We start from the raw sequence: 20,648 nt of genomic DNA on the forward strand, positions 1-20,648 counted from the left end.
GGCTATTCCTTCCGCCACGTCAACGTCAGCGTGAAGCTGGCCTCCGCGGTCCCCTTCGCCACCACGACCCCCGTCTCACCACCCATCTTGAGGCCGAACTCGATGGTGGTCTCCGTCGGCGACAGCGACTGCGCGACGACCGCGACCCGCTCAAGAGCCGGCCTCACCTGGTCGAGGGCCTGCTCCAGGGACACCCGTGCACGCCCGGCCACCGTGCTGCCGTCACGGGCGGCGAGCACCAGGTCGTCCGGCACCTCCGCAGCGTCGACCTCGAAGACGACCACCGTGTCGGTGCCCTCACCGACAGAGAACTCGACCAGCTGCGTCACTGCGCCCCCCCATCAGATGACACTTGGTGTGTCCTCCCGGTCACGTGCCGTCCAGTAAAGCAAAACCGGCACGCACCGTGCCGCCGAACGGCAGGACCGGAGCCGCCCCAACTCCCGCGCGTACCAGCCTCTGGCTGCGAAGGGCAGGGCCCGGCCGCACAGGGCCGGGGCGTCACTGGTGCCGCCGCGCATACGGCTCGGGCCGGGGCAACAGGTGGGGAGGAGTGGTTGGTCGTTCACCGCCATCGCCGCCAGCCTCATCAACCACCGCGACTTACCAAGAGAAAGGCCCCCTTGGAGGGCGTTGGGTCCGTTTTGGGTAGCGGTCGCGTCCGGGTTGGGTGAGGAGTCCCTGAGGGACGGGTCCTCTAATCGTCTGCACCGCTCCCGCACCTGGCACCGCAGGATCTCCTGGACCCGCTGGTCAAGGCCGTCCTCGCGCCACAGGGTGAAGGAGTGGAACACCGCCGACCAGGCCGGGAGGTCGTGTGGCGGGAGCCGCCACTGACAGCCCGTCCGGTTCTGGTGGAGCAACGCGTTCACGACCTCGCGCAGGTCGCAGGAACCCGGATCTCCGGTCGCAGACCGCGCCACCCGTTCCTGCTTCCATGCGGTGACCAGCGGCTCGATCAACGTCCGCTGCTCGTCGGACAAGTCGGTTGCGTACGGCACCCGTTCCATGCCGCGACCTCACCATGCACACGACATGAAGCGAGGACGGAACCGTCCCATCACCCACGAACGGGCGACACCACATCATCAGGAACGGGACTTGAGGAGGGTGAAGCCTGCTCGCCCGTGCATCTGGCGCGTGATTCGCTTGGTCCTGGTGTTGACGCCCTCGGTGGGGCCGTTGCTGTAGGGAAGCGTGAGTGCGGCGATCACGGCGTCGCGGTCTCGGCCCCGACCCCGACCCCGGCCCCGACCCCGGGTGAAGGCGTGCGGACGAAGCGGGACGGCTGCGCGAACCTGGGCGATCCGGCGCGTGAGTGCGTCGGTTCTTGATCCCTTCGAAGAGGCGCGCGACAGGAACGGCCGGATCCTCGGCCCGGCGTGTGCGCAGGTGCTCGCGGTAGGGATCGACCAGGCCGGCACGGTATCGGGGAACGCGGAGCATGCGCTCGGGCCGGTCCGCCAACTCCTTGACCACGGCCTTGACGTGCCCGGTCACGCGGGCCGTACGCCGTTGACAGCGCTCCAGGGACTCCGGGCACCTGTTCGCGGAAGGTCTGGCGGCAGCCGAGTGCGAGGCACACCAGACGCCGCACCCGCCCACCGGACGGACCACGGCGTCCGTGCCCGCACCACGATCCGCTCGCTCTCGTCGATCACAGCCTCGATGACCAGCGGGGACAGCCCCGAGAACACTGTCTGGGCAAGATCGTTGACACCCTTCACACGAGTGTCAACGACACTCGCCACCCTCCGTCACCACCGAATGTGAGGCAGGGCCGAACGTCCTCAGTCCCGTCCCAAGGTGCGCGGAGTACCCGTCGACACAGAAGACGACCTGTTTCACAAGGGCCACCGGAGTTCGCGTTCTTCCTCATCTCACAGCGGTGAAGGGAGAGCACGAGGGAAATGTCAACCGGCGCACAAACGCGAAAAGATACCTTCCGCTATCCCGATGCGACACCTGCCGGTGTCGCTCATCTGCCCGTTCGGTCGGGAGCGTGCTAGCTTCCCTCGGTGTCAAGCGAATTCCAGGGGGCCGGTTTCTCGCTCACAGGGGCGGGGCGCCTTCGCGTAACGCATTCCGGCTCCCTGGAGAGAGCTGGGGGGATCATGTCGAGAAAATCGCTTCCGCACGCCGTGAAGCGGAGATGGGCACGCGGTCTGGTGGCCGGTGCCGGCGTTCTGGCCCTCACCGGAACGTCGACACTGTTGATGGCCGCGCCGGCCGGCGCGGCCATCGGCAACGACTCGAACGCGAACGCCATGGCCTCGGCCTTGGCCGGGCCGGGAGCGGACGTCCTCGGTGCCGGGTTCGAGAGCCTGGCCGGTGCCGTGGCCAACGGCGTCGGAGACTCGCCATTGTCGAACTTCCCGACCAACGGCTCCACGTTCACCATTCTGACCAGCGGCGATGCCGCCTCGGCCGACGACCCGAACACGGAAGGGAGCAAGACGACCGATCTGGCGGGCGGAAACGTCCGAGGCAACACGGATTTCGACGTGTCGGTCTTCACAGTCGACCTGCAGGTTCCCGAAACGGCGAACTGCCTCAGCTTCGACTTCCAGTTCTACAGCGAGGAGTATCCGGAGTGGGTGGGCAGCGCCTTCAACGACGCCTTCATCGCGGAGCTGGACAACAGCGACTGGACCACGTCGGGCAGTGAAATCAACGCTCCGAACAACTTCGCCTTCGATGCCGACAACGACGTGGTGAGCGTCAACGCGGTCGGTCTCGGCGGTTTCAGTGCGGAGAACGCGGCAGGCACCACCTACGACGGGGCCACCCCGCTGTTGTCCGCCGCGAAACAGGTCACTCCGGGCACCCACACGCTCTACCTGTCCATCTTCGACCAGGGCGATCGCATCCTCGACTCGGCGACGTTCGTCGACAACCTGCGCGTGGGATTCGTGCCCGACCCGGAGACCCAGTGCAAGTCGGGCGCGCAGCCCAAGCCGTACCAACTCGACCTCACCCCGGTCGAGACGACTCTGGACACCGGCACGGACCACACCGTCACCGCGACACTCACCGAGATCGGTGCGGAGCCGCCGGCGGTCTCCGGCGCGTCGATACTCTTCCAGGCCTCGGGCGCGCACGCCGTCCAGGGCTCGGATACCACCGACACCGCGGGCCAGGCGACCTTCACTTACACCGGTACGACGGTCGGGGTCGACTCGATCAGCGCCTGCTACGACGTCGACGGGAACGGAACCTGCGATGCCGGCGAACCCTTCGCATCCGCCAAGGCCACCTGGAAGAACACACCTCCGGTGAACGACCCCGGTGGACCCTACTCCGGAGCCGAGGGCTCCGCGGTCGCCCTCGACGCGACCGCGAGTGACGTCAACGGCGATCCGCTCACCCACAAGTGGACCTACGAGCCGGTCAGCGGAGTGGACACCGGAGCCGTCTGCTCCTTCGAGGACGACTCCGCCCTGGAGACCGCCATCACCTGCACCGACGACGGCGAGTACCGACTGACGCTCACCACCGACGACGGCGTCAACGCGCCGGTGTCCAACACCGCCGACCTGACGGTGACGAACGTGGCACCGGCGATCGGTGAGGTCTCCACTCCGGTGGACCCGGTGGCGGTCGGCACTCCCCTGTCCCTGGAGGCCGGCTACACCGACCCCGGTGCCAACGACACCCACACCGCCTCCATCGACTGGGGGGACGGTTCCATGAGCGAGCCCACGGCCGCCGCCGGCCAGGTCGACGCTTCCCACACCTACACGGCGGCCGGCATCTACACGATCTGTCTCACGGTGACCGACGACGACGGCGCATCCGACGAGAAGTGCTCGCCGAACTACGTGGTCGTCTACGACCCATCGGCCGGCTTCGTCACCGGCGGCGGCTGGATCGACGTCCCCGAAGGTTCCTACCCCGCCGATCCCTCGGCGAGTGGCCCTGGACGGTTCGGGTTCGTCTCGAAGTACCAGAAGGGCGCCACCGCCCCCAAAGGGCAGACCGAGTTCCAGTTCAAGACCGGAAGCCTGAACTTCCACTCCATGTCGTACGACTGGCTGGTCGTGAGCGGGAACAAGGCGATCTACAAGGGGACCGGAACGGTCAACGGCGAGGATGGCTACGGGTTCCTGGTCTCCGTGGTGGACGCCGACAAGAGCGGCGGTGACGACACCTACCGGATCAAAGTCTGGGACGCCGACAGCGACACCGTCGTGTTCGACAACCAGCCGGGCGCCGCGGACGACACTGCGGCAACGACCGCGATCAGTCACGGTTCCATCGTGATTCACAGCTGACCGACCGCACGGAACGGGCCGGGGTGTGCCGTCACGGACGACGGCACACCCCGGTCACGTCGCACGAGCCACTAGGTTCTGTCCGGCGGATCACTGGCGGAGCCAGAGACGGATCGCTGCGGCGGTGACGGTACCGTGGAAGACGTAGGCCCTCTTGTCGTAACGGGTCGCGACCGCGCGGGATTTCTTGAGCCGGTTGATGGTCCGCTCGACCTTGTTGCGGCGCCGGTAGCGGTCGCGGTCGAAGCCGGTCGGCCTGCCGCCCGCGCTGCCCCTGCGTTGCCGGTTGGCCCGTTGGTCCTTCGGTTCCGGGATGGTGTGCCGGATGTGGCGTCTTCGCAGGTAGCGGCGGTTGCGGCGGGAGCTGTAGGCCTTGTCGCCGCTGACGTGGTCCGGCCGTGTTCGGGGGCGTCCGCCCAGTGGCCGGGGGATCCGGATCCGGTCCAGGACCTCGGTCAGTTGCGGGGCGTCGCCCCACTGGCCCGGCGTGAGCAGGAGGGCCATGGGGCGGCAGCCACCCTCGCCAGCCAGGTGGATTTTGCAGGTCAGGCCGCCCCGAGACCGCCCCAGTCCCTCGTCGGGGCGGTGGTGTCGGGGCGTCGTCCTTTTTTCGGGACCCGCGGTGCGGTCTTGCGGGCGCCGGCCGCGTGCTGACGGGCTCGGCAGGATGTCGAGTCGACGCCGATCATCGACCAGTCGACCCGCCCCGCCAGGTCGGCGTCGGCCTGGACCGAGCGCAGGATCCGATCCCAGGTGCCGTCCGCCGACCAGCGCCGATGCCGTTCGTAGACGGTCTTCCACGAGCCGTAGCGCTCCGGCAGGTCACGCCACGGGACACCGGTCCGGACCCGGAACAGGATCCCGTTGACCACGGTGCGGTGATCATTCCACCGGCCGCCCCGACCACCCGAAGGTGGCAGGTGCGGCTCCAGTAACGACCATTCGCGATTCGTCAGAACCCCCCGACCCATGACCGAACCAACGAGTGACCGGTCAGAAGGTCACATGATCCGCCGGACAGAACCTAGCCCGCACGGCATGCAGCATCTGTTGTGCCGGACGGTCTGGGATGCCGATGCCGTCCGCGACGACGTGCGGGAATACGTCGTCGAGCACCTCCAAGATGAGGCGGCGGTGCTGGTCGTCGACGAGACCGGTGACCTGAAGAAGGGCATCCACACGGTCGGGGTCCAGCGCCAGTACACCGGAACAGCCGGGCGGATCGAGAACTCCCAGGTCGCCGTCTACCTCGTCTACACCGGTGTCCGGGGACACGCGGCAGTGGACCGGGAGCTGTACATACCGCGCTCCTGGACGTGCGACCCGGATCGCTGCCGGGCTGCAGGGCTCGGCGAGGGCACCGTCTTCGCGACCAAGCCGGAACTGGCCCGCACGATGATCGAACGCTTCCTGGACGCCGGACACCGCGTCGGCTGGGTCACCGGTGACGAGGTCTACGGCGGCAACCCGAAACTGCGCACGGCTCTGGAGGAACGCGGCATCGGCTATGTCCTCGCGGTGGCCTGCTCAGCCGAAGTGACCACCGGTGCGGGCACCTTCCGCGCCGATGCCCTGGTGAAGAAGGTGCCGAAGCGGGCCTGGCAGAAGCTCTCGGCCGGACGCGGTGCGAAGGGAGAGCGGTCCTACGACTGGGCCGTCATCGATCTCGCCGAGCCAGCGCCGGGCAGCCGTCAGCTGCTGATCCGCCGCAACCGCACCACCGGCGAACTCGCCTACTACCGCTGCTTCTCACCCCAGCCGGTGCCGCTGACCAAGCTGGTGCGGGTCGCCGGCTCCAGATGGCGGGTGGAAGAGACCATCCAGACCGAGAAGGGGCTGGCAGGACTCGACGAGCACCAGGTCCGCCGCTCCCCCTCCTGGACCCGCTGGGTTCGCCCATGCTTTCCTCGCCGTCGTCCGCGCCGACGAACACGCCCGCAACCCCGCTCCGGACGGGCTGGTCCCGCTGTCCTGCAACGAGATCCAGCGCCTGTTCATCACACTCGTCGTCCAGCCCCTCCACGACATCGCCCACCGACTCGGCTGGTCGGACTGGCGACGCCGCCATCAGCAGCGATCACGCACCAGCCATTACCAGCGACAATCCACATCCCAGCCATGAGGACCACGATCTACAGCTGGAGTATTAGTGGGTTTGTTGGGGATTAATTCCCGACAGAGGTTCGGTGTTGCTGGCCGGAGGTTCACGATGCCGGTAACGCCGGACCTCTCAAGAGGCGTTACCGAGTTCATACCATTAGTGAATATCTTGACGCGGGAGACGTGATGAAAAAGCCGCAGGTAGCTCTTTGGTTTGTTTTCGTTGCAGCTGGTTTGCTGGTCGGAATGCTGATAGCGGATTGACATCCGGTCTGGGTGTCTAGCAAACCTGAGCCCAGGACATGCCAAGTGACAGGAGGAGGCGGGACCCAATGAAGGGAATGAGACGTATTAAATGGGCGCCATCAGGTCCGCCTCTCTGTCTGATCCTGCTAGTGATCACTATCGTCATTGATTCGCCTATAGGGATCCTCTGGTGCATGGGTGCCCTCATTGCCATGAACCTGATGGCGTTGGTTAAGGGAATCCTTGAGACCAGGCCATCCGGATAGGGAAGTCTTGGCACTATAGTCCTGCTGATTCCGTTGATCTCAAAAGATTTTGGTTCGCCGGGTTGGCTGCCTGGGAATCCTGGGCAGCCAGCCCGGCGGGCAAGGTCGTTCGTGATCCGGCCGATGACGCTCGCGACGACCACCTCGTGCTTGCGTCGGGCGGGCATCACGGCGTACGTCTCACCGGCCTGCCCCGCACCACTCCGACCGAGACGGTGCCCCAGCCCTACCGCTTCACCGGCACCTACCTCGACCCCACAGGCATGTACAAGATGGGAGCCCGCTACTACGACCCGAACCTGGGCCGCTTCACCCAACCCGACCCCAGCGGGCAGGAGACCAACCCCTACCTCTACGCCGCCGGCGGCCCCGCCAACCGGATTGATCCCACCGGACTGCTGTCCTGGAGCAGTGTGGGGCACTGCGAAGAAAAGGGGAGGTAAGGCATCCGGGGGTCGGTGTCGGTTGCTACGCCTACCGGGCATGGAACGACACAGAGGACTCGTGGAATGACGAGTTCGGTGACCTGAACCAGGTGCTGGAGCGCTGCCGCGAGCGGGATCTGAGTCATGTGGTGCTGGACGGCACGCTCATTCCCTGCGATCGGGTGGCCGGGACCACCGAGCGGGGCAATGACCTGTGGTACTCCGGCAAGGGGCGGCACTTCGCCGGAAACCTGCAGTTCATAGCGGCTCCCGACGGCTCGCTGTTGTGGGTCTCCGACGTTGAGCCCGGCTCGGTGCACGACCTGCACGCCGCCCGCATCCATGCGCTGCCCGCGTTGTACGCCGCGGCCCGCGCCGGGCTGCCGGCCCTGGCCGATGTCGGCTACACCGGCGCCGGCATCGGCGTGCACACCCCCGTCCGCCCGCATCCCGACATCGCCTCACCTCTGGCAGCGGACACCCGCGCCCACAACCGGCTCCTGCGCGGCATCCGTGCCCTGGGGGAACGCGCCGCCGCCGAACTCAAGCAGCGCCGGCGCGCCCTGCAGCACGTGACGATCAGCCCCAGCCGGATCGGAGCCATCGCCCAAGCCGCCCTCGTCCTCAACAATGCATGGCACGAAAGGCGTTGAGAAAACCTCACTGAACCTCTTTCATTCTGCGTAACCGCAGGATGAAAGAGGTTCACTGAAGTGAGCGACACCGCCCGTCCCCCGGCTCGGACGCGATACGGCCGGGCCCCCGGCCCGGCCGTATCGGCACCGTGGTGTGTGCCGTCGTCCTCACGCTGACGCACGCGGTGGCGGGGTACCTCCTCTTCCTCGCGTACCTGGCCGGAGTCGCCGCCCCGTGGGAGCAGGACGCCACCGCCCACTCCGGTTTCGCGGCAGGTCTCGCCTTGGCCATCACCGTCGTGACAGCGCTGCTGACCTGGGTGTTCGTCAAGGCCATTTGGTTGCGCAGCTGGTGGTTCGCGCTGCCGGCCCTCCTGGGCCTGGCCGCGCTACTGCGGCTGACCGTCCTCACCCCCTGACCCCAGGCAGACGAAACTCCTGCAAAACGACCTGCACCGTCCATACAAGCTGGGTGCCCCCAGGCTGCCGGTCGGGGTGCGTTTGGGGCCGAGGATACGCAGCGGCAGACAGTGGAAAACCGGCGACCGCACTGCGGGCAGGTCTGGCGGGCGGCCATCGCCGCGTCCAACACGGCTTCCTTGGCGAGTGTCATCGGAAGCTTCGGCACCGCGCGGTCGATGCGGTACAGCCACGCCCGGCGCAGGCCGCGGCGACACTCGATCCGGGCGACGGGTTCCTGGCCACCGGGGCGCAGGCCCACCGCGCGCACCTGGCGGCGGGTGGCCAGTCCCTTGGGGGCTTGGCGCCACCGGTAGACCGGCATCGCCCCGGCCGGATCGGCATACGGATCGACGTCGGCCACGTCCTGGTCCTGGTCGTGCCGGGGAGGCACCAGGCGCTCCGGGGGGCCGGGTAGCCGGTCGGAGCGGTGGGGGTAGCAGGGGCCGGGAAGGACGGGACAGGGCCGGCTGACCCGGCGGCGCGGTCGGGGGATGAGCACGGCAGGGTCCTCCTGGCAGTCGGTGGCGGACACGGCGGCGCTCGCCGTCCGCGAGTGGTGCGGGGGCGGCGGGCGCGCACAGGGTTAGGTCGGGCGGGCGGCCCGGACATGGGGGCGGGGCCGGAGGCCGCGGGCGTTGGAGAGAGCGGTGGCCGTCGAGGACGTCCGATCGCTTGCACCTGTACGGCATCGCGGAACCGCAGGCAGCCTGGAACTGCTCCGCCCTCCGACCGGCGGAGCGGCCGCCGACCGCCGAGCGGTTTCCTGGTGCTTGTTCCGGCCTTCGTCCTGGCACGGCCTGGAGCGAGGCCACCTGGTCGTCTCGGACGAGCAACCGCCGCCCAGTGGTCCGGCGAGTCCGCCGCTCAGGCACAAGCAGCGGTCACGGGCCGGACGATCGGACTGGGCAACATGCCCGGGGAGGACAAAGTCGACGGCGACCGGCCCACTTCTCTCCACACCGCCCTGAGACCGCAGACCGCATCAGCCAAGAACCTGAGTTCCGATGGTGTTCAGCAGGGCGAACTGGTCGGCTGTGGCGGTGCCTGCCGGTGCGGAGCAGACGGCGATGCGCAGGTCGTTGCCGGGAACGGTGAAGGTGTCGCAGTCGACGGCGACCGGCCCGAGACCGGGATGGTGGACGGTCTTTCTGTCGGTGGTGTGGAAGCCGACCGTGTGAGAGTCCCAGAGGTCGTCGAAGCGGTCGCTGATACCGCGCAGGTCGTTGATCAGCGCGGTGAGCTGGGCGTCCCGGGGGTATCGGGCGGCGGAGGAGCGCAGGTCGGAGACGAGGGCGGTCTCGAAGCGGTCCTGCTGGTCGGGGTCGTGGGTGACGCGGGTGGGCCGACCGGTGAAGTGCCGCCAGGCGATGTTGCGGTCCTTGCCGCGCCAGGGGGACGGGTCCCCCATCAGGGCGGCCCACAGGGGGTTCCACGAAATGAGGTTCCACGTGGCGTCATGGACGCTGAGTGGGCTGCCGTTGAGCTGGTCGAGCAGACGCTGGACACTCGGCGGAACGTGCGGGGAGACCTGGCCGCTGGTGGGCGGAGCCTGACCGGCCAGCAGGTAGAGGTGGTCGCGTTCGGTCTCGGTCAGGCGCAGGGCGCGGGCGAGGGAGGCCAGGACCTGCGGGGAGGGTGAGGTGGCCCGGCCCCGCTCCAGGCGGACGACATAGTCCACGGAGAGGCCGGCGAGCTGGGCGAGCTCTTCGCGGCGCAGCCCGGGCGCCCGACGCACCCCGCCGCGGGGCAGGCCCAGGTCGTCAGGGCTCGTACGGTCGCGCCAGTGGCGCAGGGCCTGGCCGAGAGCCACAGGATCGTCATTCACCCTTCCATTGTCCGCCGCTTGTCGAGGAACAGCCTGGTACTGGCCGACCCCCCGCTGAGGAGAGCTCTCCCTGTCCCTCATCGCGGCGCGCAGAGTGAATGGCATGACAACAGTCACCGTGATCACCGGGGCCAACAAGGGCCTCGGATTCGAAACGGCCCGCCGCCTCATCGCCGCGGGTCACACCGTCTACGCCGGTGCCCGCGACGCCCACCGCGGCGAGCTGGCAGCCATGGCCCTGGGAGCCCGTCCGCTACTGATCGACGTCACCGACGAGGCGTCCGTCGCCGAGGCAGCCCACCGGGTGCGCGCCGAGGCGGGCCGGGTGGACGTCCTGGTCAACAACGCCGGCATCGCCGGCCCGGCCGCCCCGGCCGGCGAGCTGACCGCCACTGACCTGCAGCATGTCTTCGACACCAACGTCTTCGGCGCAGTGCGCACCACCCGCGCCTTCCTGCCTCTGCTCCAGCAGGCGGCCCGACCCGCGATCGTCAACGTCTCCAGCGCGCTGGGTTCCCTGACGATCAACGCCGACCCGGCCGCCCACACCGAACTGCTCCCCGCATGGGCGCCGCTGCTGGCCTACAACTCCTCCAAGGCCGCGCTGAACATGCTCACCGCCGTCTACGCACAGTCCTTCCCGCAGATCAGCGTGGTCTCGGTCGACCCCGGATTCACCGCGACCGACCTCAACGGCCATCAGGGCACCCAGAGCGTCACGGAAGGCGCCTCGGCGATCGTCGCCGCCGCCACCGCCGAGCCCGGCACGCCGAGCCCCGCCTTCGTCGGCGCCACCGGCCCCGTGCCCTGGTAGCCCCCTTGACTGTCGCCCAGTGACCGCGTACCGCGGCCGTATCGCACCACCACGAAAAAATGATCATGAACGGCGTGCACCGGAAAGCCCTCGAGACCGCCCAGGCGTTCATCGCCGCGTTCGAAAACCGCGCCCCGGTCGCCTACGCCAACCTCGGCATCGCCGACTCCGAAGCCGCCGCCCAGGCCACCCGACCTGCGGATCCGGATAACCGCCCACCCCTCCAGCAGGCAGGACGCTGTCGGTTGACTCCGCCCCGCTGGATCTCATCCAGCGGGGCGGAGCGTCGCGAAAAGGTGAGACTCGGGTGCGGATCCGCTGGGAGATCCGCGACGACATCCACGAAGCCCTCATGCGCCTTGGTTGCGCACTGATCTGCCGGCGCCGCCTCCGCACCACACTGCGTTAGGAGCTCTTAGTGGGGCTGCGCGGGCCAAGTGCCTGGACTCCGTGCGAGACGATGCGCTCGACACCGGCGCGGGGTGCGTAGCGGCGGCATCCTTTCCAGACACCCTTCGGAAACACCACACGCGTCACCCGCGCGGTCTTCTCCGGGATCTCTGCCCACTCCACAGACACGACGACGGCCTGCACAACCCCGTCGGGGTTGTGCAGGCCGTCGTCACGCAGGCCCCGGTTCACCAAAACAGCGTCCAGCAGGCAGGAGGAGCCGACGGTGGCGCCGAGGCTCCCCGGGTCGGCCGACAGCGGCCTTCCCGGAGGAACAGTGATCAATCACGGCACCACGCGAGGGATCAGCCCAGGTGCATGATGTAGCCGACGTGATGCAGCTCGTCACCGCGGAAGTACCCCACGGCCCAGAAACCGAGGTCGTCCAGGTAGTCGATCCGGTCGCCGTCGATCCAGAACCGGCCCTGATAGGCGTGCGGACGGCCGCCCCGCGTCTCGTCGTAGCGACCGTCGGCGGTGAGTTCCTGGTGCAGGAAGTCGTTCTGGTCGATCCAGACGCCGACCCGCGGGCTGCCGGTCAGGTCCGGTGCGGCGGGGATGCCCGTCTCGGGGGCGGTGGCCCGGCCGGGGGCGTCGGCGCCGGCCCACAGCACGGGCCGGCCGGCCGCGACCAGCGCGCGGACCTGATCGGGCCGGGAGATGAGCGTGGCCAGGGCCCCCGGTACGTCGGCGGCGAGTTCGTCGGGCACCACCACCAAGTCGCTGGTGTTACCCGGGGTCAGCGTCGCGACGTACTCCGAGCGTTCACCGCGGCCGCCGGCCAGCGCGACGGTGTCCACGACGGCGGGGACGATGGTCGTGCCCGTGGCGTCGACGACAATGGCGTTGTCGTCCTCCGCCGCGGTGAACAGGGACGGGCCGACCGCGACGATCAGGGAGCCGACGAACAGGATGTCGGCACCGGTCATGGTCCCGATCAGCGGGTCCATCGTCAGGATGCGGGCGTTGGTGAACAGGACGGGACGTCCCGAGTCGTTCGAGAGGATCTCGTCGAGGGCCTTGGAGTTCCAGCCCGCGATGTCCGTGTCGGTAGTGCTCATCGCTCGTTCCTCGGTGGGTTCGGAGTGATCGGTGTGTGCGATGCGCGAAGTGCGCTGCCGGGAGCCGAGCGGGCGGTGGATGACGCCGGGCGGCTTCCGCTCCGTCAGCTTCGACGGGTTCGGTCATCGGAACCAGGCCGCCCTGCCCCCAGGTTCACCGCACCCACGATGGGTGCCGCTCGCTGCCGTGGTGAGTAAGGAGCGGTCACGGACGGCCTGTTCAGCACACCGGGCGGTGATCACGGCAGCCGTGCCGCGGGAAGCGGCCGGGGCCGTGCACGAGACCTTCGACGATTGCCATCCCGCTGCCACCGGACGCGCCGGCCACCCCGGCTCAGCCGTCCCGCACCATTCGCGCCGCCCGCCCGCTTCCCTCGTGACGCCACCGGCACGCATGGGGTCTTGAGGAGCGGGTGCGGTCATCCGGCACCCACAGGCGCTCATGCCGCGGAATCCCGCCGGGGGCTCCCGCGGCCGGGCCCGCACGGGTCGGCACCGTTGCCGGGTACCGACGACGAGAGCTCCGCACCCGATCCGCGGAGCGACGCACCGCGAGGGCTCCGGCCCAGGCGGATGCCCCACCTCGTCGCTGCCGACCGCCGGCCGTGTGCGTCCGCCGCACCGCTGCCGTACCGCCCTGCCGCTCGCGATGATGGGTGCGCCGCACCCAGGAGAACGGCGACCTGGTTGCTTTCCGCCGCGGGGCCGAGAGTAGAGCCATGACCAGCAACGACACGCCCCGTGATGCACATCCGTACGTCGGGATGTGGGTGACCGCGGATGGTTTCATCCGCCAGGAACTACTGCCGAACGGCCGCTACGACGAGGCCCGGGGCGACCGACGGAGCGCCTACACCGGCCGCTACACCGTCACCGGCAGCCACCTCGACTACATCGACGACACCGGCTTCACCGCCACCGGTGACATCCGCGACGGCATTCTCTTCCACGAGCACCTCGTGCTCTACCGCGAGGGCGACCCGCGCGCCCGGCAGGGAGCCCGGCCATGAGCGAGTCCCAGCCGCGGGTGACCTGAGCCCCCAAGGCTCGCGAACGCCCGCAACCCGCCCACCGCCCGACGGGGCGGCACAGCGGTCGAGCGACCTGCCGAACGAGCGGGCCGGTGAGCGGCCCTCCCTGTCCGTGACCGCGGAACCCCCGTCGCCGTACAGGAGGTCCCGGATTCCACCGGTGCTCTGATCACCTGGAACGCCGTGTTCGAGCCGGACGGTACCGACAGGCACGCCCTGGCCCTGAGTACCGGGATCCCACCGACCGGACTCGACAGTCCCCCACAGCCCACCGAGCGCCAACGCATCGCCGCTCCGCCCGTACGGCGGACGCGGTTCGAGGAACGGCTCACCGCGTCGGTCGCTCCACTCCGAAGGAGTTCTTCGCCCATGACCCCCTCCACCGGACATAAGGTCGTCCTCATCACCGGCGCCAGTAGCGGCATCGGCGAGGCGACCGCCAAGCTGCTCGCCGAGCGAGGCCACCATGTCGTCCTCGGCGCCCGCCGCACCGAACGGCTCAAAGGACTCACCGAGAACATCCAGACGGCCGGCGGCAGCGCCGAGTACCACCCTCTGGACGTGACCGACGCCGAACAGATGCGGGTCTTCGTCGACGCCGCCCGCAGCAGGCACGGCCGCGTCGATGTCCTGGTCAACAATGCCGGTGTGATGCCGCTGTCCAAGCTGGAGGCACTCCGGCTCGACGAGTGGAACCGCATGATCGATGTGAACGTCCGCGGCGTCCTGCACGGCATCGCGGCCGCACTGCCGGTCATGCAGGCTCAGCACCACGGCCAGTTCGTCAACGTCGCCTCCATCGGCGCCCACCAGGTCTCCCCGACCGCGGCCGTCTACTGCGCCACCAAGTACGCCGTATGGGCCATCTCGGAGGGCCTGCGGCAGGAGGTCGGCGGCGACATCCGCGTCACCACCATCTGCCCGGGCGTCACCGAGTCCGAACTGGCGGAGTCCATCTCGGACCCGGTGGGCCGCGAGGAGATGCGCACCTACCGCAGCGTCGCCATCCCGGCCTCGTCCATCGGTGCGGCCATCGCGTTCGCCATCGACCAGCCCGCCGAAGTCGACGTCAGCGAGATCATCGTCCGCCCCACCGCAAGCCACGCCTGAGCCGTTCACCCGCCTCGTCCCCACCGCTCATGGCGGGGCGGAGCGGCGCCGCCCACACCCGGGGGGCGCGGCCACCGGGTCCAACCCGCTGCCGACCCGGGACCGCGGCAAGGAACTGGCCCAGCATGCCCGACTCCGCGCCGACACCGGGCCGCAAGTCCACTTCGCCGACCCGCACAGCCTCTGACAACGGGGCGCCAACAAGAACACCGGCAAACTGCTGCGCCAGAACTTCCCCAAGGGCACCGACCTGCCGCGGTGGGAGGCCGGTGAGCTCGGAGCCGTTGCTCCCCCACCCAACAACAAGCCCCGCAGGGCCCTCGCCCGCCGAAGCCCCGAACAAACGCCCACCATCAGCCCAGGAAGCCGGTGCTACGGCGACTGATCGAGACCGGGCCGCGGACAACCATCCGTTTGATCACGGCCGTACGACACCGCGGAACAGAAGGAAACCCTTTGCAAAGACGCATCTTTGCCGTATTCATTGCCGTCTTATCAGTCGCCGCCGTCGTGACCGGCAGCCTCGCGGTGACGACGAGAACGGCCCATGCCGCCCCGGCCGACTCGCACTACGTCGCCACCTGGAACCTGCAGGGTTCCAACCACAGCAGCGAGAACAAGTGGAACACCGGCGTGGCGCAGATGATGACCGCGTACCGCCTGGTGGCCCTGCAGGAGGCCGGAACCGTTCCGGACAGCGCCAACCATGTGCGGGACCACACCATCACCTCCCCGAACGGCCGGCAGTGGACGGTGGAGGAGTACACCTGGGGAGGGACGAGCACACGCCCCGGTTCCTACGTCTACTGGCTCCAGACCGATCCCAACGGCAACCGGGTCAACCTGGCGCTGGTCTCGGCCACACGGGCCGAGCAGGTAGATGTCGTCGAGGGCCCCTACCGGCCCGCGCTGGGTATCCGGATAGGCACCGGCTACTACTTCAGCATCCACGGCAGCTCCGGCAACGGAGGTGGAGACGTCCCCACCCTGCTCGGCACCATCGACAGCGCTGTGGCCCGGCACGGCCAGAACGACGGCCGCACCTACCAGTGGTTCGCGCTGGGCGACTACAACCGCGAGCCGCAGGACGGCGGCCTGGGGTACGTGGTGTGCCCGCCGGCCGCCCCCACCCACCCGGCGACCAACCCCACGCGGTACCTGGACTTCATGGTGCGCGACTCGGGGGTGCAGCTGACCGGCCACGTGCTGGCCGTCCACCTCTCCGACCACCTGGCCGTCCGGTTCAGCTTCCCGCCCACGACCTCGTCCCACCAGCTCGCGGAGCGGAACCTGCGGGTGATGCCGCTGGGCGACTCCATCACCTACGGCATCGGCAGTCCGACGACGTCCGGATACCGCGCCCCGCTGTGGGAGAAGCTCCACGGCAGGGCCAAAAGCCTGGACTTCGTCGGCTCGCAGCAGTCCGGGCAGCTGCCCGACCGTGACAACGAGGGGCACTCCGGCGCGATGATCAGCCAGATCGCCGGGGCCGCGAACTCCTCGGTGCCGTTGATGCGGCCGAACGTCGTGACACTGCACGCCGGCACCAACGACATGGACCGTGGAGACCCAGCTGCCGCGCCGGACCGACTCGACGGTCTGATCGGCCAGATCCTCGACGACGCTCCCGACACGACCGTGCTGGTCGCCACCCTGGTGCCCTCCAGGAACGAGACGACTCAGGCCCGGATCACCGGTTTCAACAAGGAGATCCGGGCCCTGGTCGCGGAGCGCCAGGGCGCGGGACAGCGCGTGGGCCTGGTCGATATGAGGGCCGTGACCACCGCCGACCTGGCCGACTACCTGCACCCCAACGACACGGGATACGCGAAGATGGCCGACGCGTTCCACCGCGGTATCGCGGCAGCGGTCCACGACGGCTGGGTCAAGGAGCCTGCCGGCGGTGGGAACGGCGGCTGCAGTGACACATCGAACCGCTGGGAGGAACGGAAAAAGATCGCCCAGGGCGGTATCCACGCCCCCGCGCGCGATGAGATCCGTTTCGCCGACATCGACGGTGACGGCCGCGACGACTACCTGGTGGTGAACCACGAGACGGGAGCGGTGGACGCCTGGCTCAACCGGGGCGGCGACCGCAACGGCATCCCCGGCTGGGAAGAGCGAGGACAGATCGCCCAAGGCGGTATCCACGACCCCGAGCGCGATGAGATCCGTTTCGCCGACGTCGACGGTGACGGCCGCGACGACTACCTGGTGATGGACTACAAAACGGGAGCGGTGGACGCCTGGCTCAACCGGGGCGGCGACCGCAACGGCATCCCCGGCTGGGAGGAACGAGGACAGATCGCCCAAGGCGGTATCCACCGCTCCGGGCACGATATCGTCCGTTTCGCCGACGTCGACGGTGACGGCCGCGACGACTACCTGGTGGTGAACCACGAGACGGGAGCGGTGGACGCCTGGCTCAACCGGGGCGGCGACCGCAACGGCATCCCCGGCTGGGAGGAACGAGGACAGATCGCCCAAGGCGGTATCCACGACCCCGAGCGCGACGTCATCCGTTTCGCCGACATCGACTGCGACCCCCGCGACGACTACCTGGTGGTGAACCACGAGACGGGAGCGGTGGACGCCTGGCTCAACCGGGGCGGCGACCGCAACGGCATCCCCGGCTGGGAGGAACGAGGACAGATCGCCTCGGGCATCGGCGGGAGCGGGCCCGAGTTCGCCGACCTCGACGGCGACGGCCGCGACGACTACCTGCAGGTCGACCCCATGACCGGGGCGGTGGACGCCTGGCTCAACCGGGGCGGCGACCCGGCCTGACGCCCCGGCCGGGATGACCACGACTCCAGGGCCGTCCTCGGGCCACGGCCCGAGGACGGCCCTGGAGCTGAACGGCCGGGACCTTCCCCGGGTGAACTTGCTCCGGGGCTCCGTCGTCCTCGCGACCGGCCGAGAACGACCACGTGAGCCCGAGGGCCGCCAACGGCCGGGTCCCGCAGTTAGGACTTGTCCGGGCGATCTCTGGGCGACGGCGCCTGACGCCACGGATCTCGTTGTCGAAGGTCTCGCCGAGTGAGGTAGAAGGGCGGCATGGATGCTGCCGTACTTGAACAGATGCTGGACGAGACCTTCGATCACGCTGTCGTGCACCACGGATACACCACCTACATGCGCGACTACGAGGTCATCGTCCACGCGACGGCTGATTCCCGTACCGGCGTCACGCCGTCCCACCTGCGGTATCTGTTCAGGTACTGCGTTGAGGCGCGGTGCGAGACGTCAGTGCCGGCGGAGACCTGGCGGGTCTCTTTGGACGACCGGCTCATCGACCACGAAACCGTTGCCGACCTTGACGGATACGTCTGGGGCGTGAAGTGGCACTGCCTTTATCCGGGCGCCAAGCTCCTCCCCGAGTCGGAGGCGACCCGACGCTGGTCGAAGGCTCTCGGGATCGACTTCCACGAGGTGCGCATTGAGACCAACGCGCACAACCTGACCTTGCTCTTCTCCGACCTGCAGGTGAGCGAGGTCCCGGTTGGATATGCGCCGTTCGTCACTGAGTAGGGATCAGGGATCGTGTGATCTTGTGACTGGTGTGTGTTTGCGTCGTTGTTCCTGTCATGGGGCGGGGTGATCTGAGTGATGCGGAGTGGGAACGGCTGCGGCCGTTCCTGCCTGCCAGTAACAGGCGTTGTGGCAGACGGCGGGACCATCGGCAGGTGATCGACGGGATTCTGCACCGGGTGCGGACCGGCGTGCAGTGGCGTGATCTGCCTGAACGGTTCGGGCCCTGGAAGACCGTCTGTGAACGCCACCGGCTGTGGTCGGCTGACGGAACCTGGGAGCGTCTGCTCCAGCAGATCCAGGCCGCGGCCGACGCCGCAGACGAGATCGACTGGAATGTCGCGGTCGATTCCACCATCGTTCGCGCCCACCAGCACGCGGCCGGCGCCCATACTGAACCACCACCAGCCCTCGCCCCCAAAGGGGCCGAACCAAACGAACACCAGGGCGAAACGCCGTGGCAGAGCCTCGGCGCCCGCCTGGTGGAGGTGGTGCACGAGGTGAGGGCCTGGGTCGCTCGCGCGGCGGGTTCACCACCAAGCTCCACCTGAGCGCGGACGGCCGATGCCGTCCGCTGTCCCTGATCGTCACGCCCGGTCAGCGGGCTGACCGCACCCAGTTCAAACCGGTGCCGGAGAAGATCCGAGTCCCGAAAGCCGGGCCAGGCAGGCCCCGCAAAAGGCCCGACAGCGTCGCCGACAAGACCTATAGCAATCGGCCCTGTCGTGAGTACCTGCGGCGTCGGGGCGTCCGGCACACCATCCCGGAGAAGACCGACAGCCAGGCCGCCCGCCTGCGCAAAGGCTCACGCGGCGGACGGCCACCCGGCTTCGACGAAGAGCGGTACAAGAAGCGCAACACCGTGGAACGGACCATCAACCGACTGAAGCAGCACCGGGCCGTGGCGACTCGCTACGACAAGCGCGGCTACGTCTTCCTCGGAACCGCGGCCGCAGCAGCTCTCACCATCTGGCTCCGGACATGATCGACCGGACAAGTCCTGGCTGCATATCCTCACCGAGCTCAAGAACCGCGGCGTGGGCGACGTGCTGACGCTGCTCTGTGACGGACTCAAGGGCCTGCCCGAGGCAGTGGATGCGGTCTGGCCGAAGACGATCGTGCAGACCTGCGTGGTCCATCTGCCGCGGAACTCCTTCCGCTACGCCGCCCGCCAGGACTGGGACAAGATCGCCAAGGTTTTGAAGCCGGTCCACACGGCTCCCACCGAGGAGGCCGCCCTGGAGCGGTTCGCGGAGTTCGCCGAGGCATGGGGCCGGAAGTATCCGGCGATCGTGCGGCTGTGGGAGAACGCCTGGGAAGAGTTCACTCCGTTCCTGCGGTTCGATGCCGAGATCCGCCGCATCGTCTGCACCACCCATGCGATCGAGTCGGTCAACACGCGGAACCGGCGGGCGGTCAGGGCCCACGGACACTTTCCCAACGAGACCGCCGCACTCAAGTGCGTCTACATGGCGATCATGTCGCTGGACCCCACGGGCAAGGGCCAGGCCCGCTGGACCATGCGCTGGAAGACCGCGCTGAACGCCTTCGACATCACCTTCGACGGCCGCCTGTCGGCGGCCCGTCAGTAACCTCAACCACCCCAGTCACACCGAACGTTTGACAGACCCGGTCATGGCGAGGCCGCAGCGCCTGATGAGCGCCGCCGGCCACTTGCACGGTGGCGGGTCCGCGGCCTGCACATTGGCGGTCCGACCTACCTCCTCCGGCAGCGTCCGCCGGCGCCCGGGCGCTCTCACGCCGTGCGCTGCTCCTCGTCCTCAGGCGAAAGCCGGGCCCGTTACCCTCACGGGGTGACGCAACAACCCATGCCCGACGCACGACGCCCCGCCAGTGGCGGCCCCAAGGCTGCTGCCCGCAACCGGGCAGCCCTCATCGCCGCCGCCCGGGAGATCTACGCGGAGCACGGGCTGAAGGCCCCGCTGTCCGCCATCGCACGTCGGGCCGGGGTCGGTCAGGGCGTGCTGTACCGGCATTTCCCCGACCGGGCCGCTCTGGCGGCCGCGGTTCTGGAGGAGAACGTCCGGCAGATCGAGAAGGCGGCGCAGGACACGGATCTGGCCGGACTCCTCGGTGTTGTCACCTGGCACCTGACGGAGTCGGCGGCCTTCATCAGCGTCCTGCACGCCGATGGGACGGACGGAGGCTCCGCTGTCCCCGAGTACGCTGTGGCGCTGTCCCGGCGAGTCGAGCGGGCCCTGCGCACGCTACTGCCTCAGGACCATCCGCTCGCTTCGGAGCCCGACGACCTGATGATTGCCGTCGGCATGGTCTCCGGTGCCGTCACCGGGCCCACCCGCGAGCACCGGGAACGCCGGGCGCGGGCGGCCTGGCGATTGCTCGGTGTCGAGGTGGGACCGATACGGCCCTCCGAGATATGAGAGTGGACGGCGGGCG

General features: G+C 68.7%; 14 protein-coding genes and 7 pseudogenes. 14 read left to right on the forward strand and 7 right to left on the reverse strand.

Translation table 11 applies throughout. From position 1 onward, the window contains the following. Positions 1 to 2: 2 nt before the first annotated feature. The 3 genes and pseudogenes from F0L17_RS00305 to F0L17_RS28470 form a co-directional block, all read right to left on the reverse strand. The gene (locus F0L17_RS00305) at positions 3 to 329 is read right to left on the reverse strand and encodes a CU044_2847 family protein (protein WP_162465610.1); all 327 of its coding nucleotides are present in this window, start codon (positions 327 to 329) and stop codon (positions 3 to 5) included. A 354-nt stretch (positions 330 to 683) separates the two neighbouring features. Then, positions 684 to 1,010, reverse strand: a pseudogene (locus tag F0L17_RS28200) (transposase); the annotation flags it as partial. Between the two features lie 78 nt (positions 1,011 to 1,088). Continuing rightward, positions 1,089 to 1,751: pseudogene (locus tag F0L17_RS28470) on the reverse strand (hypothetical protein). Between the two features lie 390 nt (positions 1,752 to 2,141). On the opposite strand from F0L17_RS28470, the gene F0L17_RS00320 reads away from it, so the two are divergent. Next, positions 2,142 to 4,274, forward strand: coding sequence for a choice-of-anchor L domain-containing protein (locus F0L17_RS00320; protein ID WP_155069219.1), 2,133 nt, complete (start codon positions 2,142 to 2,144; stop codon positions 4,272 to 4,274). 90 nt (positions 4,275 to 4,364) lie between these two features. Here F0L17_RS00320 and F0L17_RS00325 read toward each other — a convergent pair. Continuing rightward, a protein-coding gene (locus F0L17_RS00325; protein WP_155069220.1) for an IS5 family transposase occupies positions 4,365 to 5,245 on the reverse strand; the annotation gives its coding sequence in 2 pieces (ribosomal slippage) (positions 4,365 to 4,885 and positions 4,885 to 5,245; 882 coding nt in all). Positions 5,246 to 5,294: 49 nt separating this feature from the next. Between F0L17_RS00325 and F0L17_RS00330 the strand changes: the two are divergent. From F0L17_RS00330 to F0L17_RS00345, 4 genes and pseudogenes are all read left to right on the forward strand, one after another. Further along, positions 5,295 to 6,396: pseudogene (locus tag F0L17_RS00330) on the forward strand (IS701 family transposase); the annotation flags it as partial. Positions 6,397 to 7,071: 675 nt separating this feature from the next. Continuing rightward, positions 7,072 to 7,329 (forward strand): annotated as a pseudogene (locus F0L17_RS27970) (RHS repeat-associated core domain-containing protein); the annotation flags it as partial. A 92-nt stretch (positions 7,330 to 7,421) separates the two neighbouring features. Then, positions 7,422 to 7,964, forward strand: coding sequence for a transposase family protein (locus F0L17_RS00340; protein ID WP_162465611.1), 543 nt, complete (start codon positions 7,422 to 7,424; stop codon positions 7,962 to 7,964). A 131-nt stretch (positions 7,965 to 8,095) separates the two neighbouring features. Further along, entirely contained in the window at positions 8,096 to 8,365 is a 270-nt protein-coding gene (locus tag F0L17_RS00345) for a hypothetical protein (protein ID WP_155069223.1), read from the forward strand. A 167-nt stretch (positions 8,366 to 8,532) separates the two neighbouring features. Here F0L17_RS00345 and F0L17_RS28475 read toward each other — a convergent pair. Together F0L17_RS28475 and F0L17_RS00350 are read right to left on the reverse strand one after the other, a co-directional pair. Next, positions 8,533 to 8,730: pseudogene (locus F0L17_RS28475) on the reverse strand (RRQRL motif-containing zinc-binding protein); the annotation flags it as partial. Between the two features lie 660 nt (positions 8,731 to 9,390). Next, positions 9,391 to 10,233 carry a helix-turn-helix domain-containing protein gene (locus tag F0L17_RS00350; protein ID WP_338017895.1) on the reverse strand — a complete coding sequence of 281 codons (843 nt, stop codon included), beginning with the start codon at positions 10,231 to 10,233 and terminating at the stop codon, positions 9,391 to 9,393. Positions 10,234 to 10,336: 103 nt separating this feature from the next. Between F0L17_RS00350 and F0L17_RS00355 the strand changes: the two genes are divergently transcribed. After that, positions 10,337 to 11,047, forward strand: coding sequence for an SDR family NAD(P)-dependent oxidoreductase (locus F0L17_RS00355; RefSeq protein WP_155069224.1), 711 nt, complete (start codon positions 10,337 to 10,339; stop codon positions 11,045 to 11,047). Between the two features lie 755 nt (positions 11,048 to 11,802). Here the strand turns inward: F0L17_RS00355 and F0L17_RS00360 are convergent. Continuing rightward, entirely contained in the window at positions 11,803 to 12,558 is a 756-nt protein-coding gene (locus tag F0L17_RS00360; RefSeq protein ID WP_155069225.1) for an Atu4866 domain-containing protein, read from the reverse strand. 719 nt (positions 12,559 to 13,277) lie between these two features. On the opposite strand from F0L17_RS00360, the gene F0L17_RS00365 reads away from it, so the two are divergent. From F0L17_RS00365 to F0L17_RS00395, 8 genes and pseudogenes are all read left to right on the forward strand, one after another. Then, positions 13,278 to 13,568 carry an Atu4866 domain-containing protein gene (locus F0L17_RS00365; protein WP_155069226.1) on the forward strand — a complete coding sequence of 97 codons (291 nt, stop codon included), beginning with the start codon at positions 13,278 to 13,280 and terminating at the stop codon, positions 13,566 to 13,568. A 390-nt stretch (positions 13,569 to 13,958) separates the two neighbouring features. Further along, positions 13,959 to 14,699, forward strand: coding sequence for an SDR family oxidoreductase (locus F0L17_RS00370; RefSeq protein WP_155069227.1), 741 nt, complete (start codon positions 13,959 to 13,961; stop codon positions 14,697 to 14,699). Positions 14,700 to 14,793: 94 nt separating this feature from the next. Continuing rightward, positions 14,794 to 15,084: pseudogene (locus tag F0L17_RS28480) on the forward strand (hypothetical protein); the annotation flags it as partial. 143 nt (positions 15,085 to 15,227) lie between these two features. Further along, complete coding sequence (locus F0L17_RS00375) at positions 15,228 to 17,486, forward strand: GDSL-type esterase/lipase family protein (protein WP_155069228.1); 2,259 nt, start codon at positions 15,228 to 15,230, stop codon at positions 17,484 to 17,486. A gap of 270 nt (positions 17,487 to 17,756) precedes the next feature. After that, positions 17,757 to 18,230: a YxiG-like protein gene (locus tag F0L17_RS00380; protein ID WP_155069229.1), complete on the forward strand. Its 474-nt coding sequence runs from the start codon at positions 17,757 to 17,759 to the stop codon at positions 18,228 to 18,230. Between the two features lie 56 nt (positions 18,231 to 18,286). Then, positions 18,287 to 19,215 (forward strand): IS5 family transposase gene (locus F0L17_RS00385; RefSeq protein ID WP_420802361.1). Its coding sequence is split into 2 segments (ribosomal slippage): positions 18,287 to 18,664 and positions 18,667 to 19,215, totalling 927 coding nucleotides; the frame shifts between segments, so codons are not numbered across the junction. Between the two features lie 10 nt (positions 19,216 to 19,225). Then, positions 19,226 to 19,822: pseudogene (locus tag F0L17_RS00390) on the forward strand (IS256 family transposase); the annotation flags it as partial. A 237-nt stretch (positions 19,823 to 20,059) separates the two neighbouring features. Next, entirely contained in the window at positions 20,060 to 20,632 is a 573-nt protein-coding gene (locus F0L17_RS00395; RefSeq protein WP_155069230.1) for a TetR/AcrR family transcriptional regulator, read from the forward strand. Positions 20,633 to 20,648 lie beyond the last annotated feature (16 nt).

The organism is Streptomyces taklimakanensis (assembly GCF_009709575.1).
Classification (GTDB): domain Bacteria; phylum Actinomycetota; class Actinomycetes; order Streptomycetales; family Streptomycetaceae; genus Streptomyces; species Streptomyces taklimakanensis.

Excerpts from the sequence above, each read along its gene's own strand:
- F0L17_RS00355 (WP_155069224.1), top strand. The coding sequence starts at position 10,337 with ATGACAACAGTCACCGTGATCACCGGGGCCAACAAGGGCCTCGGATTC.
- F0L17_RS00360 (WP_155069225.1), bottom strand. The coding sequence starts at position 12,558 with ATGAGCACTACCGACACGGACATCGCGGGCTGGAACTCCAAGGCCCTC.
- F0L17_RS00365 (WP_155069226.1), top strand. The coding sequence starts at position 13,278 with ATGACCAGCAACGACACGCCCCGTGATGCACATCCGTACGTCGGGATG.
- F0L17_RS00370 (WP_155069227.1), top strand. The coding sequence starts at position 13,959 with ATGACCCCCTCCACCGGACATAAGGTCGTCCTCATCACCGGCGCCAGT.
- F0L17_RS00380 (WP_155069229.1), top strand. The coding sequence starts at position 17,757 with ATGGATGCTGCCGTACTTGAACAGATGCTGGACGAGACCTTCGATCAC.
- F0L17_RS00395 (WP_155069230.1), top strand. The coding sequence starts at position 20,060 with ATGCCCGACGCACGACGCCCCGCCAGTGGCGGCCCCAAGGCTGCTGCC.